The sequence below is a fragment of the uncultured Tateyamaria sp. genome (assembly GCF_947503705.1).
Lineage (GTDB): Bacteria > Pseudomonadota > Alphaproteobacteria > Rhodobacterales > Rhodobacteraceae > Tateyamaria.
Window position 1 is genome coordinate 13,133 of record NZ_CANNES010000015.1, and the last position, 15,059, is coordinate 28,191.

The 15,059-nt window shown below is 57.7% G+C and carries 14 protein-coding genes; 9 read left to right on the plus strand and 5 right to left on the minus strand.

Annotated features, from left to right (window positions below; all coding sequences use genetic code 11):
- Positions 1 to 57: 57 nt before the first annotated feature.
- Positions 58 to 792, plus strand: a complete 735-nt coding sequence (locus Q1A44_RS20780; protein WP_299629129.1) for a ParA family protein — start codon at positions 58 to 60, stop codon at positions 790 to 792.
- Positions 792 to 1,409 carry a hypothetical protein gene (locus Q1A44_RS20785; protein WP_299629131.1) on the plus strand — a complete coding sequence of 206 codons (618 nt, stop codon included), beginning with the start codon at positions 792 to 794 and terminating at the stop codon, positions 1,407 to 1,409. Before Q1A44_RS20780 ends, Q1A44_RS20785 begins: the two co-directional genes overlap by 1 nt.
- A 111-nt stretch (positions 1,410 to 1,520) precedes the next feature.
- Here Q1A44_RS20785 and Q1A44_RS20790 read toward each other — a convergent pair whose 3' ends face one another.
- The 4 genes from Q1A44_RS20790 to Q1A44_RS20805 all read right to left on the minus strand — a co-directional run bounded on the left by Q1A44_RS20790 (position 1,521) and on the right by Q1A44_RS20805 (position 5,700).
- Positions 1,521 to 2,948: a multicopper oxidase family protein gene (locus Q1A44_RS20790; RefSeq protein WP_299629133.1), complete on the minus strand. Its 1,428-nt coding sequence runs from the start codon at positions 2,946 to 2,948 to the stop codon at positions 1,521 to 1,523.
- Positions 2,949 to 2,961: 13 nt separating this feature from the next.
- Positions 2,962 to 3,693 (minus strand): CopD family protein, encoded by a 732-nt coding sequence (locus tag Q1A44_RS20795; RefSeq protein ID WP_299629135.1) that lies wholly within the window; start codon positions 3,691 to 3,693, stop codon positions 2,962 to 2,964.
- A 151-nt stretch (positions 3,694 to 3,844) separates the two neighbouring features.
- Positions 3,845 to 4,189: a copper resistance CopC family protein gene (locus tag Q1A44_RS20800; RefSeq protein WP_299629137.1), complete on the minus strand. Its 345-nt coding sequence runs from the start codon at positions 4,187 to 4,189 to the stop codon at positions 3,845 to 3,847.
- A 437-nt stretch (positions 4,190 to 4,626) separates the two neighbouring features.
- Positions 4,627 to 5,700, minus strand: a complete 1,074-nt coding sequence (locus Q1A44_RS20805) for a replication initiator protein A (protein ID WP_299629139.1) — start codon at positions 5,698 to 5,700, stop codon at positions 4,627 to 4,629.
- A 330-nt stretch (positions 5,701 to 6,030) separates the two neighbouring features.
- Here Q1A44_RS20805 and Q1A44_RS20810 point away from each other — a divergent pair, with 330 nt between their 5' ends.
- Genes Q1A44_RS20810 through Q1A44_RS20830 form a run of 5 tightly spaced genes read left to right on the plus strand, consistent with a single transcriptional unit; the run spans position 6,031 to position 11,538 of the window.
- On the plus strand, positions 6,031 to 6,726 hold the full coding sequence (locus Q1A44_RS20810; protein WP_299629141.1) for a hypothetical protein: 696 nt from the start codon (positions 6,031 to 6,033) through the stop codon (positions 6,724 to 6,726).
- Positions 6,723 to 8,330: an AMP-binding protein gene (locus tag Q1A44_RS20815; RefSeq protein WP_299629143.1), complete on the plus strand. Its 1,608-nt coding sequence runs from the start codon at positions 6,723 to 6,725 to the stop codon at positions 8,328 to 8,330. Before Q1A44_RS20810 ends, Q1A44_RS20815 begins: the two co-directional genes overlap by 4 nt.
- A gap of 14 nt (positions 8,331 to 8,344) precedes the next feature.
- On the plus strand, positions 8,345 to 9,559 hold the full coding sequence (locus Q1A44_RS20820) for a cytochrome P450 (protein WP_299629145.1): 1,215 nt from the start codon (positions 8,345 to 8,347) through the stop codon (positions 9,557 to 9,559).
- Positions 9,556 to 9,807 (plus strand): acyl carrier protein, encoded by a 252-nt coding sequence (locus Q1A44_RS20825; protein WP_299629147.1) that lies wholly within the window; start codon positions 9,556 to 9,558, stop codon positions 9,805 to 9,807. The genes Q1A44_RS20820 and Q1A44_RS20825 overlap by 4 nt, the downstream gene beginning before the upstream one ends.
- Before the next feature lie 9 nt (positions 9,808 to 9,816).
- Positions 9,817 to 11,538 (plus strand): carbamoyltransferase C-terminal domain-containing protein, encoded by a 1,722-nt coding sequence (locus Q1A44_RS20830; RefSeq protein ID WP_299629149.1) that lies wholly within the window; start codon positions 9,817 to 9,819, stop codon positions 11,536 to 11,538.
- A gap of 69 nt (positions 11,539 to 11,607) precedes the next feature.
- Here Q1A44_RS20830 and Q1A44_RS20835 read toward each other — a convergent pair whose 3' ends face one another.
- Positions 11,608 to 12,558, minus strand: coding sequence for a LysR family transcriptional regulator (locus Q1A44_RS20835; RefSeq protein ID WP_299629152.1), 951 nt, complete (start codon positions 12,556 to 12,558; stop codon positions 11,608 to 11,610).
- Between the two features lie 90 nt (positions 12,559 to 12,648).
- Here Q1A44_RS20835 and Q1A44_RS20840 point away from each other — a divergent pair, with 90 nt between their 5' ends.
- The gene (locus tag Q1A44_RS20840) at positions 12,649 to 13,713 is read left to right on the plus strand and encodes a maleylacetate reductase (RefSeq protein WP_299629154.1); all 1,065 of its coding nucleotides are present in this window, start codon (positions 12,649 to 12,651) and stop codon (positions 13,711 to 13,713) included.
- A gap of 45 nt (positions 13,714 to 13,758) precedes the next feature.
- Entirely contained in the window at positions 13,759 to 15,033 is a 1,275-nt protein-coding gene (locus tag Q1A44_RS20845) for an ABC transporter substrate-binding protein (protein ID WP_299629156.1), read from the plus strand.
- Positions 15,034 to 15,059: the final 26 nt, after the last annotated feature.

Genomic DNA, 15,059 nt, shown 5'->3' on the forward strand with positions numbered 1-15,059 from the left:
CTGTTCTGTCGTATGGTACATCCACAATCACAGCTTAAGACCTGAGGATACAGGATCATGCCGAATGAGCAGTTGAAAGTCATCGCTATCATGACGCGCAAAGGGGGTGCGGGAAAAACGGCACTCGCGCGCGCCCTCATGAGCGCCATCATCGCAGATGGGAAACGGTGCATCGCAATTGACGCCGACCCGCAGCAGGCCTTGTTTCGCTGGTGGGATAGCGTCACCACCGAAAATCCAGAGGTCGCATCGACGGCTCCCGGGCTAAACGTGATCGGCATCGAAAGCCCATCCGAACTAGAGACCATTATCGAGACCGCCTATGAGAATGACACGGCAGATTTTGTGATCATCGACACCATGGGGGCAGGGGGCCAGTGGGCGGACGACCTGGCCATTCACAGCGACCACATCGTATTGCCCATGATGCTATCGGACACCGACATGCGGATCGCCACTGACACTTACGATTGGTACCAGGGCCTGTTCGAGCGTGCCCAGGACCCAACTGCCCTACCGAAACTCTCGGTGGTTCTATCACGCGTGGATAAAAGCCCATCGAACGCCATGCGTGCGATGGCCCGCGAAGCCAACGCAAAGTTCCCCGTGATCGAAGAACTGTTCATGGACCGCAAACAGCACGCCGATGTGGATCGGGAAGGTCTTTTTCATCAAATCTCAAAATGGCGGGTCGAAAATGCCAACCCGCTGATGCGTACGCACGCCCGGTTGTATGACGAGGCGTTAGACGAGGCTCGCGAAATTCTCGCACTGGTGCTGGAGGCTGAATAATGGCGCGCAAAAAGATTACCTCCCTGCTCGGCGACGATCCGGTCTATAGCAAGCAGTTCGGCGAAACGCCGAAACCAGCAGCTCCGGCCAAGGTGGAAGAACCTTCGCCACAGGAGAAAGCTGTTGAAGCCGCGACTGCAGCACCCAAAGCCCAGGCGGCCCCGGATGCACCGCCAAAGAAGACCTCAAACAAACCGGTCACTTCAAAAGCGCCGGAGCCCAAAACCGATCCGCAACCCAAGACACCCAAAAAGCCCAAAACACGTGCCGTGCACGTTCGCGCGGCACCCAAAAAAGAACATGGGCCCGGCCTTGACATACTCGAAACTGCGGGCCTGCCAGCGTCGGATGTGATCCGCCTTGCAGGCAAGCGCGCCATTGAGAAATTCGACTTGTCCCCGAAATACGTGGCCCCGGCGGACGCGGAACGCCTTCCGAGCAATATGAGCTTTCGCACCATGAAGACTCTTGATGCCCATGTCCTCGACAAGCTCCGCGATCAGGCCGATCCCCTCCGGCTTCGCTCGGACGCGGCTGTTATCCAGGGTCAGTTGGAGCCTATATTCTGGTCAGAACTCACAAGCCTGATTAAAGAACTGCGCAAAAAGTATTCCTGAGCCGGACAACAGACGCAATCTTGGCAGTGTCCTGGCAAGAAACCCGGGACAGGGCAGGGGCCAGGCGTTGAACGTGCCGCGAGGTCAACCCAATCCTGTTCGGATCGGCGTTCAGACCACTTCAAACCATCCCATCATGCCTGACTTTTGATGTGACAGCATATGGCAATGAATCATCCAAGCGCCGGGGTTGTCCGCCACAAATGCGATCTGAATGCTCTCGCCCGCTCCTATCAGGACGGTGTCACGCACGTCGCCCGGTCTATTGGCCGACCCGCTTTGGGACTGGATGGTAAAGTGATGACCATGCAGGTGGACAGCATGCGCGAACGCCGTCCGGTTGGTCATTTCCAGATAAACCGTCCGCCCCGTGGGCGACCGGAACATCGGTGCATTCATGCCATTGGCGACACCGTTAAACGCCCAAACCATGCCGTTGGAAACAAGTTCGCGGAACCCCATCACTTCGCCATTGAAGCGCGCCTCACTCATGCCGCGCATGGCCCCGCCTTCCATCAGCAGGCTTTCGCGTTGCGGGTTTGACAAATCAAGCGGTGGCAGCGTGTTCCATGCCGGCAATGGCCGCAAGTCACCATCGGGGGAGCTGACCGGTTCGCCCGCATGGACAAAGCTTGCAATCTCGACCCATTCCCCGTTTCCGGGGTCAAGCATCAAACCAGCACGCGCGCCCCTGTTTTGACCACCGTCAATCACCACGTCGGCTCGCTGGGCAGGGGCCATCACGATGGTCTCAATCGTTCGGGGCAAAATCGGGTGACCATCCAACGCAATCACCTGCGCCCCGAGGTCCGGCAGGGCCAACTGCATAATCCGGTCCGTAGCGGTGTTGATGATCCGCAAGCGGACACGCTCACCGGGTCGTATAGGCAACTCCGGATAGGCCGATCCATTCACCGTGACAGTGTTTCCCATGCGCCCGGCATGTGACGCCGCGTGCAGGTCATCCCACCTGTCCTCAACGATGGTGGCATCGCCGTTCAGCAACCAATCATCCAGAACAAGAACCAGTTCCCGTGTCGCGGCCCCACTCTGTCCCAACCAAGGCTCCCGATCTTCGACAATCAATGGGCCCGCGAGGCCTCGGGCCACCTGTTCTGTACTGCGGTTGTGAGAATGGTACCAATAGGTGCCGGGATCAGGCACGACAAAATCATAGTCGAATTCTGCGCCGGGCGGCACAGGTGCTTGCGTCAGCGGTGCCGCACCATCCATGGAGTTTTCAATTCGAATGCCGTGCCAATGAACTGCGGTCGCTTGCGGCAAGGCGTTCACCAATCTGCGCCGTATACGTTCACCCGCCCGCAGTCTGATTTCCGGCCCTGGGACAATGCCCGCGCCCTCTGCCGCGTAAGCCCAGACCGGAGTTGCAGGGTATCCCGCAGGCGCAAGTTGGGCGGATGCTGGTGCCGCTCGGAGTGTCGGCAGGTCTGCCTCGGCCAATCCAGAACGCGCCAAAAGAACCGACCCGCCCATCGCGGCGGCTCCCTTCAAAGCGGATCGTCTGGACAGAAGTGACATGAGCGGTGTCCTTTCAAATATTCACAGGGGGCGTGGTGACTGAGGTAAGCGTAGCAGTTGCCAAGAGGATAAGCACGACGGCGAAGATTTCGACCTGAATTGAACGGTGCAGATGTTGTGCGGCTGACGGAGTGCCGGAAGCAAGAGCAGGGACAAGGCGCCATTTATTGAGCGCGGCAAGGCCCATCAAACCGGACACAACGCCCAGCTTGGCAAGCAGCGTCCAGCCATAGGCCGTCGTCATCAGCGCAGTAAGTGAGCCGGACATCAAAGCGGCGAGGATGACACCCACAACCACCAGCATAGCAACCGAAAAGCTGGCGCATTGCCCAAACCGGTGAAGAACTGCTGTGCCATCGGGTTTATCCGCCGCATGTCGCAAAGGGATGAGCGCCCCCACCCAGAATGCGGCCGTAAGGAGGTGTAGCGTCAACAAAGAAGCCAAGAGCCACCGCGGGTCACCTAGCGAATGACCGACAAAGCTGTACGACACTGCAATCAGCACCGCTCCGACCAATCCTGCGCCTCGCCCAAGCATCCCGCCAAAAAGCGCGGCGATGACCATCAGTGCCCCGGAAACACGAAACACCGCTGCCGTCCCAAGCGGGCTGTCCCAGACGAAACCAAGCATGATCGGGTCAAAAGCCCCCGACACTCCCATTCCAGAGATGCGGGCTGCCCGGATGCCGAACTGTAAAGCCAGTACGGCGATGGTTGCCAAAGCGGCGATTGCAGCGACCTTCATGGCAAGCCTGCAAACGCCGCGTGACGCGATCGGGAGTGCCGCGATAAAAAGCGGGCCACCTATCGCGAGAAGTGCGGCCCCGTATCCCGCAGCTTTGGCAAAAACGGCCGCTATTGCCCAACCATCTATGGGTGCCAGGCCATCCATCCGCTTAGTTTGACAAGGTAAAGCCAAAGCTTCCTTGCATGGGGTGCCCGTCTGCCGACAAACCGCGCCAATCTACCGTATAGTGGCCATGGGTCAGATCGGCGGGTGGCAGAGCGCGGAATTCGGTCACTGCATCCATACCCGTTTGCCGTTCGATATCGACCGCCCCGTCCGGGCCTGTCATGGAAATCGCGGTTACCCGCATCGGGTCATCAAACCGCATTTCCAAAATCTTTACCGCTTCAACTGTTGCGTTGTTCGCGGGCGTGGTCTGTTCCGTTTTCGAATGGGCAAACGCAACTGTTGTCATCAGGCCAAAAGCCATCAGTGCAACCAAGGTCTGTTTCATTGCGATCTCCCGTTTTTGGTCTTGCGACTTCGAATCGTCTCTTGCTGATGGTGCCCAAGTACCTTGTCATAGAGTAGCATGTTCGATGTACCGTCCAGACCCTGCATAGGCTTAGGACTTACCATCAGAATAGGTACATCTTCGGTATATCAGGAACATCTGATGCACTGAGCGCCAGCTTTTCTAAGCCAATGAGTGGCTTGCTCTATGGTGTCATGCCAGAGAATTTTGGGACCCTACGAGTTATTTCTGTTAGAAATATGGTTAAGTTTGTTAGAATGTTAGGCTTTAGTAATTTCCTCAGAAAATCATTGTCTTAACACCAAATGCTGTTCCCGTTGTACCGAATTGGCGTTCCCGATGTACCGAAAAACTGTTCCCATTGTACCGAGGACGATGTTCCTGATGTACCGAGCTTTTGTTCCCGATGTACCGAGTCACCAGATAGGGTTGGCTTCGATGTATTTTTTCGCAAACGCGCGGAAGGCTGCATTGGTGTTTTTTATCGGTTCGTCCTTCTTGATGGCCCAGTCGCGCCAAGCTTCGAGGATGTAGTTCACATCATATTCGGGATTTGCGTGTTTGACCTCGACAAGAACAGAGTGTGCGACGTCAAGTTCCGGCAGATTCGGTACATCAGGAACAATGAGGTCGCCGAATTTTGGTTGAAACCTGACAAGTGCTTGCTTTCCCTTTGTTTTAAAGGGTGTTGACACTTCGGTCGGATCAACGATCTCGACGTGATAATCAGGGATTGTCCCGGCTTCGCAGATCTCGTTGATCCGAAACTTGAATTTGCGCTCCGTATCAATGGACCCGCATTTTTCTGCCAGGCGCTTGATCCCGATGTACCATTCCGGCTGTCGACCGACGTGCTTGCGGGCAAGCTCGTAAAGCCGACGTTCCAACCCTTTTGAGAGGCGAAAATAGTCTCTGTTGATCGTGAGGACGCGGCGGTCTTTTACAATCGCATTGAACATCCATCGGTTCATCGTCACTTCGACGGCACCCATGACCCGCTTGCCGTTGCGGTTGGTGCGCTCAATGACGCGCCAGTCCTCGATCCAGCCAAAGCCGCGACGCTCGCGCTCGTCTCCGGCAGTGATGTTGGTCAGGATATTTGTTGAGCGTAAACGGTCCAGGGCGTCGAGAAAAAGCTCGTATGCACGTTTGCCTGAACTGCGCCCCGTCACCTTCAGGAAATCATAGGCAGAGAAGGTGATCGTGCGATCCTGGATCGTGCTGGATGTTTCGGCGTCAAATTGGCCCCGTTCGATCCGCTCATTCACCAAGGAGGTCAGATAGATAAGGATGTCTTTATCCCAGATTGTCGCGATCCCCTTGTGCCCCGGCTGGATCTCGATCTTGACGGTTCCGTCATCAAAGATGAAAGGCGTCATGCGGGGCCGCTTTTGAAGGGAGAAAAACGGGAACTCCATCAAAGCACGCTCGTCTTTGACAGGGGCGTCGGCGAGCTGGTCCAAGAAAAGATCTACCTGTTTGCCTGCCACGTTTGTTCCTAATGTACCGAATCTCTCATGTTCCCGTTATACCGAGTTTGGCGTTCCCGATGTACCGATTTTTTCAATATGTTGCGGTCTGGATGCTATCAGACACAAATGTGCCCGAATTTTGAGAGTTCTTTGCAAAAACGTAGAGAAAATAGATCAATGCGCGAACACCAAGTGACGCAAGATCTGCGCCCGATTGCCTCTGGGTAAAGGAACTGTTCAATTCTGTTGTCGGCCCGTTTGAAAGGGCCTATCCACCAACCACGGAACCGACGCCATGATAAACATCTGGCATTGTGCCCGACGGACGACCACAAGGAGTGTCTGGATATGAGCGTAAAGCAAAAGCTCGAAGACGCGCTTGCTGCAAGGGCCGGTCTGTCCCACGATCTTGATGCACGGCTGAGGGCGAATATTGAAACCTTGCCGCCGTGGCAATGGCGCGCCGATGATGTTTTTGTTCACTTTAACGAAGACGGGCAGAACCCCCCGTTGTTTTGGTGCTTTAATAGCTGGGTCGAGGCCATAGCGCTTGCACGTGTTTTGGGGCCTGATCAACCGGTGGTCGCCATGCATTCTCTTGAAAAAGTAATCGACGCCTTTGAGGGCAAAGAGACCTATTTTCATTCGATCATCGACATTTACCGCGACGGCATACTTGAGAGAATCGGTGACAAAGGGTTCGTGCTAGGTGGCAATTGCCAGGGCGCAGGGGTCATGGAAATTGTTGCGCAAGACATAATGGTGCGAACGCTTTCCGCTCAGCCTTTGGTCGTGTTGGAATACACGCCGCGTTTCGCGTTTCCGGGCCATATTGATATCGTGTTCGGGGCACAAAGCGAACTCTACAACCCATTCTTGCAGGGCAAAGATCCCTTGCCGATCTGGAACCTGCAGTTCGCAAGTCATGCCCATCACGAAATCCCTGGAGCCCATGGACAGTTTTTCCGGGCACCGGGAATTGACAGCCTTGCGAAAGTTATCATTGGTGCCATTGGCAAGGTAGGGCAGGGGGGCGGCCAATGAGCATGGAAGCACACTCAGTACTTGAGGCGTTACACGTCCATATAAAGGCAGACCCCAACCACATGGCCTTTCATTTTGTGCGCCGTCCGGAAGATGAGGGTGAGAGCCTCAGCGTCAGCCAATTGTGGCAGGATGCCAGCGTTCTGGCGGGGGCCTTGCCTGACATCGACTATACGGCACAGACCGGTGTCATGCTGTTTTGCCGCGAAGCGCGCCTTTTTATCACGGCTATGATGGCAGTCTGGATGCGGGGAGCGACAGTGATCCCGGCAACGGGTGGCATGACGGCGGGCCTCGCCGAGCGCAACCGCCATGTAATCGCCACAGCGCAACCAGATGTCATTCTGCACGACCTGAACGAGGCGCGTGCGACAGAGCTGAAAAGCCTTGCCCGGAATGCCCGGACTTTGGACATTTCAAATATTGGAACGGCCCCGCACCAAGACCCGTTTGACGTCGATATCCATAATTTGAACGTCGGCCAATTACTCCAGTTTACCTCGGGTTCTACCAACGCGGCCAAGGCGGTTTTGCTGACGCAAGAAGATATTGTGCGCAATGCTCAACACAGCTGCGACACGTATGGGATCGACCGCACAGGTACGAGCGTCCATTGGCTGCCACTGTACCACGATATGGGTCTGATCGGCAGCGTCCTGACGCATCTTTATGCCGGCCAGCCGTCGGTATTGCTTCGGCCAAGCGTCTTTATCCAGGCCCCGCTTGAATGGCTGAACCATATGGATCGGTGGCGTGCAACTCTGACCAGCAGTCCAAATTTTGCGTTTGAGACGCTGTTGAACAAGGTCGATGCCCGGCAGGATGTGAGTTGGGATTTGAGCAACCTGCGCACCATCGTGTGTGGGGGCGAACCGGTGCGGCAAGAGACGATGGAGCGTCTCGCAGACAGGCTTGGCCGCCATAGGTTGTCAAAGGCAGCCATCGCGCCGTCCTATGGTATGGCCGAGGCGGTTTTGATGATTTCATCGGGGCAGAAGGCAGATGGCCCTGTATTTCGAAAGGGCGAGTCCGGCAACGCGCTGGCGTGTCTCGGTGTGCCCGGCGGCGGCATCGAGGTCGAAGTGAGAGATCCGCAATCAGGCGCACCCGTTCAGGACGGCGTCTTTGGCGAGGTCTGGATCAATGGCCCGGGGTGCGGGCGCGTTATTCCACACGGTGCATCCTGGCGTGATGCACGCGACAAGGGCGAAATCAGGACGGGTGACTGGGGCATGATGTCCGACGGCGAACTCTATATCGCTGGCCGGGATTCCGACCGCATCATTCTGCGCGGACGCAACATTCTGGCCGAGGATGTCGAGGCGATCGTCTATGCGTCCCAACCCGAGCAGACAGCGGCGGAAAGTGTCGCAGCCTTTGGTGTGCCCCAGAACGGGACCGAAGTCTTGTATGTTCTGGTCGAGCGCAAAGCCGACACGCAGCCCTTCGACGAACGGGCCTTTTTTGCACAGTTGGGCGCACAGCTTGATATCAAATGTGAAAAGGTTCAGGTCGTGCCGCGTGGGTCGCTTGTGCGCACCACCAGTGGCAAGATCCGTCGCGGAGCGTCGCGGGATCTGTTTCTGAAAATGGCGCAGCAATAGATGAGTACCAAGGGATGACGCTTTGGGGCACTCCGGTCACTTTGGATTATAATCATCGTGCCGTAAGCGAAACGCCGCAGGCACTGCTCGATCCGTTCCGAGAATACGGTGACGTTGTTTGGCTGCCCAAGCTAAATCGCTGGCTTGTCCTGTCTCAACCGGCGGCGATGGAAACACTGCGCAATTCGAGCCTACAGGTTCTGAAACGGCGCGACATGGCACTTCGGCTTGAGGATCAGGTTGGCTTGAACCTTGCGGCTTTGTCTAGCGTCTTGAACTGGATTCCCTTTTCGCATGACGGCGCGCGGCACAGTGATCTCAGGGAAGCTTTTGGCAGATTGCTGACCAGTATAACCGCCGATTATCTGAAAGCCTACGAAGATGTGTCTTCAGAGCTTCTCGAAAAAATGCGCGTTGCGGAACAGGGTGACTTTGCCACGGGCTATGCCGACCGCCTCCATCTGGAAATCGTGGGGCGTTTCATAGGCGTTCCGCCGTCCGAGCGCCAAAAGCTGGCCTGCCACACTGCACTGGATGGGTTTATCTTAAACAACGCATCGGTCCGAGAAATCCGGGATGCGAACACGCAGTTGGCCGCTATCCTTGAAACTGTGCATGCATTGATATCGTCAGGGCAATCATCACCCTTTCTGGAAAAGGTGGGTGATGCGCTTCGCCAAACGGGCCTTGAAGATACGCCAACCTCCCGCAGCGAATGCATCGTGGCCCTGATTGTGCTTGGGGACGACACACAGGCCGGTGCACTTACCGTGGGTTTGGCAAGTATGCTCGACGCCTGCGATGGTGCGCTTTGCCTGGATGCGGCTGACAATGGGCTGCCGAAGGGGCAAAGCCTGGTGGACGAGGTGTTGCGCATTGCGTCCCCCGTCAAGAATTCAGCGCGCTATGCAACCGAGGATACGATGATTTGCGGCCATGCGATTGCCAAGGGAGAGAATGTTACGCTGTCCTTTCAGGCCGCAAATTTCGATCCCAAGGCGTTCCCATGTCCGCATATGCTCAAAGATGGACGCCGTGGGCATGTGGCCTTTGGGGGCGCGCGTCATTTGTGTACTGCCATGCCCCTTGTCCGCAAAACGCTCGCCATCACCTTTCGCCATCTCGCCACGATAGGCCGGATCGAGGCCCGCCCCGGACGCCAATTGGCCGCATGTCTGACCGTGCACCGCTATGAACACCTCCCGATAAGGATCGTTCCTGAACCATGACTACCATTGACCTTACCGCGCTCGCGCTTGACCGTTTGGCCGCTTACCTGAAACGCCCTGTAACGCCCGCAGATCTTGATCGACGCTATGATGAACTTGGCGTCGATTCCGTCGACATGGTGTCGCTTGCGTTTGAGGTTGAAGAAGCTCTTGGCCAACCTGTATCGCCCGAGATTTTCCTTGAATTCGAAAGTATTCGGGAGGCCCTCGCCGCCATCGCATCCGGTCGTGGCAATGAGATAGGATAAACATCGCTCATGCCTGTCTTTCACCTCGGCTTGTCTACCTCGGGTCACGATCCGGCACTTGCGGTTGTGGGCCCGGATGGGACAATTTTGTTTGCCGAAGCAACAGAGCGTGTCTTGCAGGACAAAAGAGCGTGGGGCGCGCCGCCGGATCACCTTGGGCACGTCCGACACGCTTTGGCCGCTTCCGGATTTGATGCGGTGCACGATGAGTTGCGCGTTGCGACGACCTGGCGTCGTACCGCCGCTGCAAAGCCGTCTTCGCGGTCGGACAAGTCTGATCTGACGACAAACGCCTTTCTGGGGGCCAGTTTTCTGGAGGCTGGCGGAGCGGCGTGGTTGTCTGTGATCCATGCAGGCCTGCAGCAAGGTGCAGGTGTCGCCCTGATGCGTTTGGGTCTGACCGACAGCACGCCCGAGCCGCGCCGCTTTGATCATCATTTGTGCCATGCCGTCGCCGCTTGCGCCTTTGCGCCTGTTTCAGACGCGGCCTGTGTCGTGTTGGACGGGGCAGGGGAGGTGGGTGCGGTTTCCACTTTTGCCCTGACGGATCGCACGCTTTCTTTTCGGTCGCGGTCCTGGGGTCCGGGTAGCCTCGGCGTTTTGTACGCATGGATTACCGAACTGTGCGGGTTTGACTGGGTGGCTGGTGAAGAATGGAAAGTCATGGGCCTGGCGGCTTATGGCACGGTTCAACCGGACCTGCGGGATACGATTGCGCGTGTGTTGCGCATCAACAAAGGTCGATTGGAACTGGCTGACCACACCGTTCTGGCATCGGCGAAATCAAGGCTGGCGGTGCATGCGCGTGATCCGCATGACCCCGTGATGACGGCTGCCGATCTTGCGGCCAGTGGCCAAGCTGCCTTTGCGCAGCTTGCGGATCAAGTCCTCGCGGCCGCTCAGATACGCGATGAACCGACGCCACTGATCCTGACGGGCGGATGTGCGCTGAACTCGGCGTATAACGGGACAATCGCAAATCGTCTGACCTTCGACCCTGTTTTTGTCCCTCCGGCGCCTGGGGATGACGGCAATGCGATCGGGGCCGCTTTGCTGTCCTGGATGGAGGAAACCGGAAGCACCAAAATTCCACAGCACGACGGGTCACCATATCTTGGGAGCCAGCCGAACCTGCAAAGCGTCAAGGGCCTCAATGGATCGCGTCTTGGTTGCCGGGTCACGGATATCACCGGTCGGGGGGCCGACGCTGTGGCGGATTTGCTTGCTGCGGGGCGGATCATTGGCGTGATGCGGGGCCGCGCAGAATGGGGGCCGCGCGCGCTTGGACATCGTTCGATCCTTGCCAGCCCATGTGCCGCTGACATGAAAGACCGGATAAACCGCGACGTGAAAGGGCGCGAGGCTTACAGACCATTCGCGCCGGTTATTCGCATGGACGACATCAGCCAATGGTTCGAACGACCCCAAGCATCGCCGTACATGTCGATGACCCTGCCCTGGCGTGCCGACAAACGCGCGCAGGTGCCAGCGACCGTGCACGAGGATGGGACCGGCAGGTTACAGACTGTTACCCCCAAGAGCGCGCCGTGGATGCATGATGTGGTCAGTGCTGTGGGGGAACGCACTGGGGTGCCGGTCGTGCTGAATACCAGCTTCAATGTCATGGGAAAGCCCATTGTTCATACGGTGGAAGACGCGCTTGCCGTGTTCGCGACCAGCGGCCTGGACGCTGTGATTTTGGGCGACACTCTGATTGAAAAGGCAAGTTGAGGGCCGTGTGACGGCGAGCCGCAATCACACTGTCTCGCGTGCTGTCACAGTTCAGCAACTGCGACGGGTTTACGCCCGCCAAACCTCATCTCGCCCGCTTTGGCTGATGTGCTGCCCGAGGCCGGAGAATTCGGATTCTATGTAATTGCTGAATCGTTTGACGGCGGGCCGTGGCTGTCGGTCCTCGCGCCAAAGCAGGCCCAATTCCCGGTCGGGATGTTCGATCTTGATCGGCAGGGATGCCACCGCCTTGCTGTGCCTTTGCATGAAGACAACCGAAAAAGGCAGTACCGTCAGTGCGTCAGACCCGCCTAGAATACTGACGATTGATGCCAGTGACCCACCCGTGAAACTTACTTTGAAGTCTTTGATACCGATAGATCGGAGCGCCAGCAGCAGGTCCTCGTAAAGCGGGCTGTCGGCTGGCGGGGCGATCCAGGGAAAGTCCGCGATTTCGGCCAGCTTCAGCGAAGACTTGCGCGCCAACGGGTGGGAGGGCGCGCAGGCAATCACGTTTCTGCCCTTGAGGATGGGTTTGAAATTCAGGCCGGGTGGAACATTGTCGCGGCGCACGGGGCAGATCGCGATATCAATATTTCCGACATTCAGCTGCTCTGTCAGATCCGCAAGATATCCATAGGATTGGTGAATGGCGACTTCGGGAAAAGCGGTCTGGAATGAGGCAATCATGCTGGCGATAACGCCATCCATAAAGATCGGCGTGCCGGCGAGCCGTGCAGTTCCTGACTTGCCGCCATTGTAAAGATCGGCAGCCGTTTCCGCCCTTTGCGCGGCCTCTGCAATGACCCGGCCTTGCAGGGCAAGCGAGAGGCAAAGCTCTGTCGGGCGCAAGGGGCGCTTACCCTTCTCGAATAACCGCGATCCCAAACGCGCTTCCATCATCATGATGGTCCGCGACACACTGGGCTGCGATTTGCCGACAATCCTCGCGCCGTCACTCAGGCCGCCCGCATCGACGATTGCGGCAAGCAGTTGCAGGTGGTTTGGATCAATCTTCATAACCCAAAGTTATATTGACTGTTGTAGATTCGATCAACTGATCGATTTTGGAAGGTTATCAAAGGCTCAACGACCTGTGGGAGGGGCCTTATGGTGAACGTCGCGACAATTGAAGCCAGTACAGTTCGAACCCTGTTCGGCGCGTCGATCCGGCATTCGGTTCGTGACGAAGTTGACCGGTTGGGATGCGCAAGGGCGCTTGTCCTTTCGACCCCGCAACAGTCGGACGCGGCGATGGAAATGGCGGAGACCCTTGGGACATATGCCGCGGGTGTCTTTTGCAGGGCTGCCATGCACACGCCCGTCGAGGTAACGGAAGAAGCCGTCGCGCACGCAAAAGACGTGCAGGCGGATTGCATCGTCTCCATCGGGGGTGGGTCAACCACCGGGCTTGGCAAGGCTATCGCATATCGCACCGACCTTCCCCAGATCGTCATCCCAACGACTTACGCCGGTAGTGAGGCCACTCCAATCCTCGGGCAGACCGAGAATGCCATCAAGACAACCCTGACAGACCCCAAGGTTCTACCCGAGGTCATTCTTTATGATCCGGAACTGGTGGTAAGTCTGCCGGTCGAGATGACGGTGACGTCGGCACTCAATGCAATGGCGCATGCCGCCGAGGCGCTTTATGCCACCGACAGAACAGCCGAGACCGATGCCCTTGCCATGGAGGGGCTGCGTGCGATGGTCGATGGGCTTCCCGGTGTGGTCGCGTCGCCCGAAGACTTGGCGGCCCGCGAGGCGACGCTGCGCGGCGCTTGGGCCTGCGGAACCGTTCTAGGCCAAGTGGGCATGGCCCTGCATCACAAGCTTTGTCACACGCTGGGTGGTACGTTTGACCTGCCCCACGCGCAGACCCACGCCGTCGTGTTGCCACATGCTATCGCTTACAACGCGCGTGCAGCCGCGACGGAACTGCAACCAATCTGCGATCTGCTGGGCGGCGCCAATGCGGGCGCAGCCTTGCACAAGTTTGCCCAACGCATGAATGCACCGCTCGCACTGCGCGATTTCGGCTTGCAGGAAAGCGATCTGGATCGAGCCGCCGAATTGGCGACCACCAAACCGTATCCAAACCCGCAACCGGTGACCCGCGATGACATCCGCGCGCTGCTTCAGGCTGCGTGGGCAGGGTACGCGCCGCATCACTGAGAAACCACCAAACACCAAGGATTGATTGAGGTCAGGGAGGACATCATGATCACACGCCGCACACTACTTAAATCGACCGCCGCAACGGGACTGACACTGGCGGCTGGGGGCCTTGCCGCGCCTGCTTTGGCACAAGGTGCCAAAATCCGCCTCGGTTATGTCAGCCCACAATCAGGGCCGCTGGCGGCATTCTCAGACGCGGATCAGTACATCATCGACGGGTTCCTGCAATCCGAGGTCGGTGCAAATTTCGAAGTCATCGTCAAGGACAGCCAGTCCAACCCCAACCGGGCCGCCGAAGTCGCCAAGGAACTCATCATCGACGATGAAATCGACATGATGCTTGTGGCCTCGACCCCCGAAACCACAAACCCCGTCGCCACCACCTGCGAGGCCGAAGAGATCCCCGTGATCTCGACTGTTGCCCCTTGGCAGCCTTACTTTATCGGCCAGCAAGGCAACCCCGGCGATCCTGCCAGTTGGCGCCCCTTCGATTTCAGCTTTCACTTTTTCTGGGGCTTGGAAGACGTCATTTCAACCTTTACGGCCATGTGGAATCAGCTGGATACCAACAAATCCGTCGGTGCGATCTTCCCAAATGATGGGGATGGCAACGCGTGGGGCGATCCGAACGTGGGCTTCCCGCCTGTTCTGGATGCCCAGGGTTATACGCTGACCGATACGGGCCGCTATCAGAACCTGACGGATGATTTCAGCGCGCAGATCAACGCCTTCAAGGCGGCCAATTGTGAGATCGTGACCGGCGTGCCGATCCCCCCCGATTTCACCACGTTCTGGACCCAGGCCAAGCAGCAGGGGTTTACGCCCAAGGCCGCGAGCATCGGCAAGGCCATCCTCTTTCCCCAAGCCGTCGAGGCGTTGGGTGATCAAGGCCACAATCTCAGCTCCGAGGTCTGGTGGTCGCCCAGCCATCCCTTTGCCTCTTCGCTCACGGGACAATCCGCGGCTGAACTGGCCTCGGGCTATACCGCCGCGACAGGCAAGCAGTGGACCCAACCCATCGGCTTTGCTCACGCCCTCTTTGAGATGGCCGCGAACGTTATGGCCCGGGTCGAAGACAGCCGTGACCCCGACGAAGTCACATCAGCCATCGCGGCGACACAGCTCGACAGCATGGTCGGCCGCATCGCCTTTGACGGCGCGGGGCTGCCGCCCTTTGCGGCGGCCAACGTAGCCAAAACGCCGCTGGTCGGCGGGCAATGGCGGCTCAAGGACGGTGGCGGCTATGACCTGGTGATCGTGGACAATTCTGACCATCCGAACATCCCGACGGGTGGCACGATGGAAGAAATTTCCTGACCCACCCTTCGCACCCCGCACTGGTT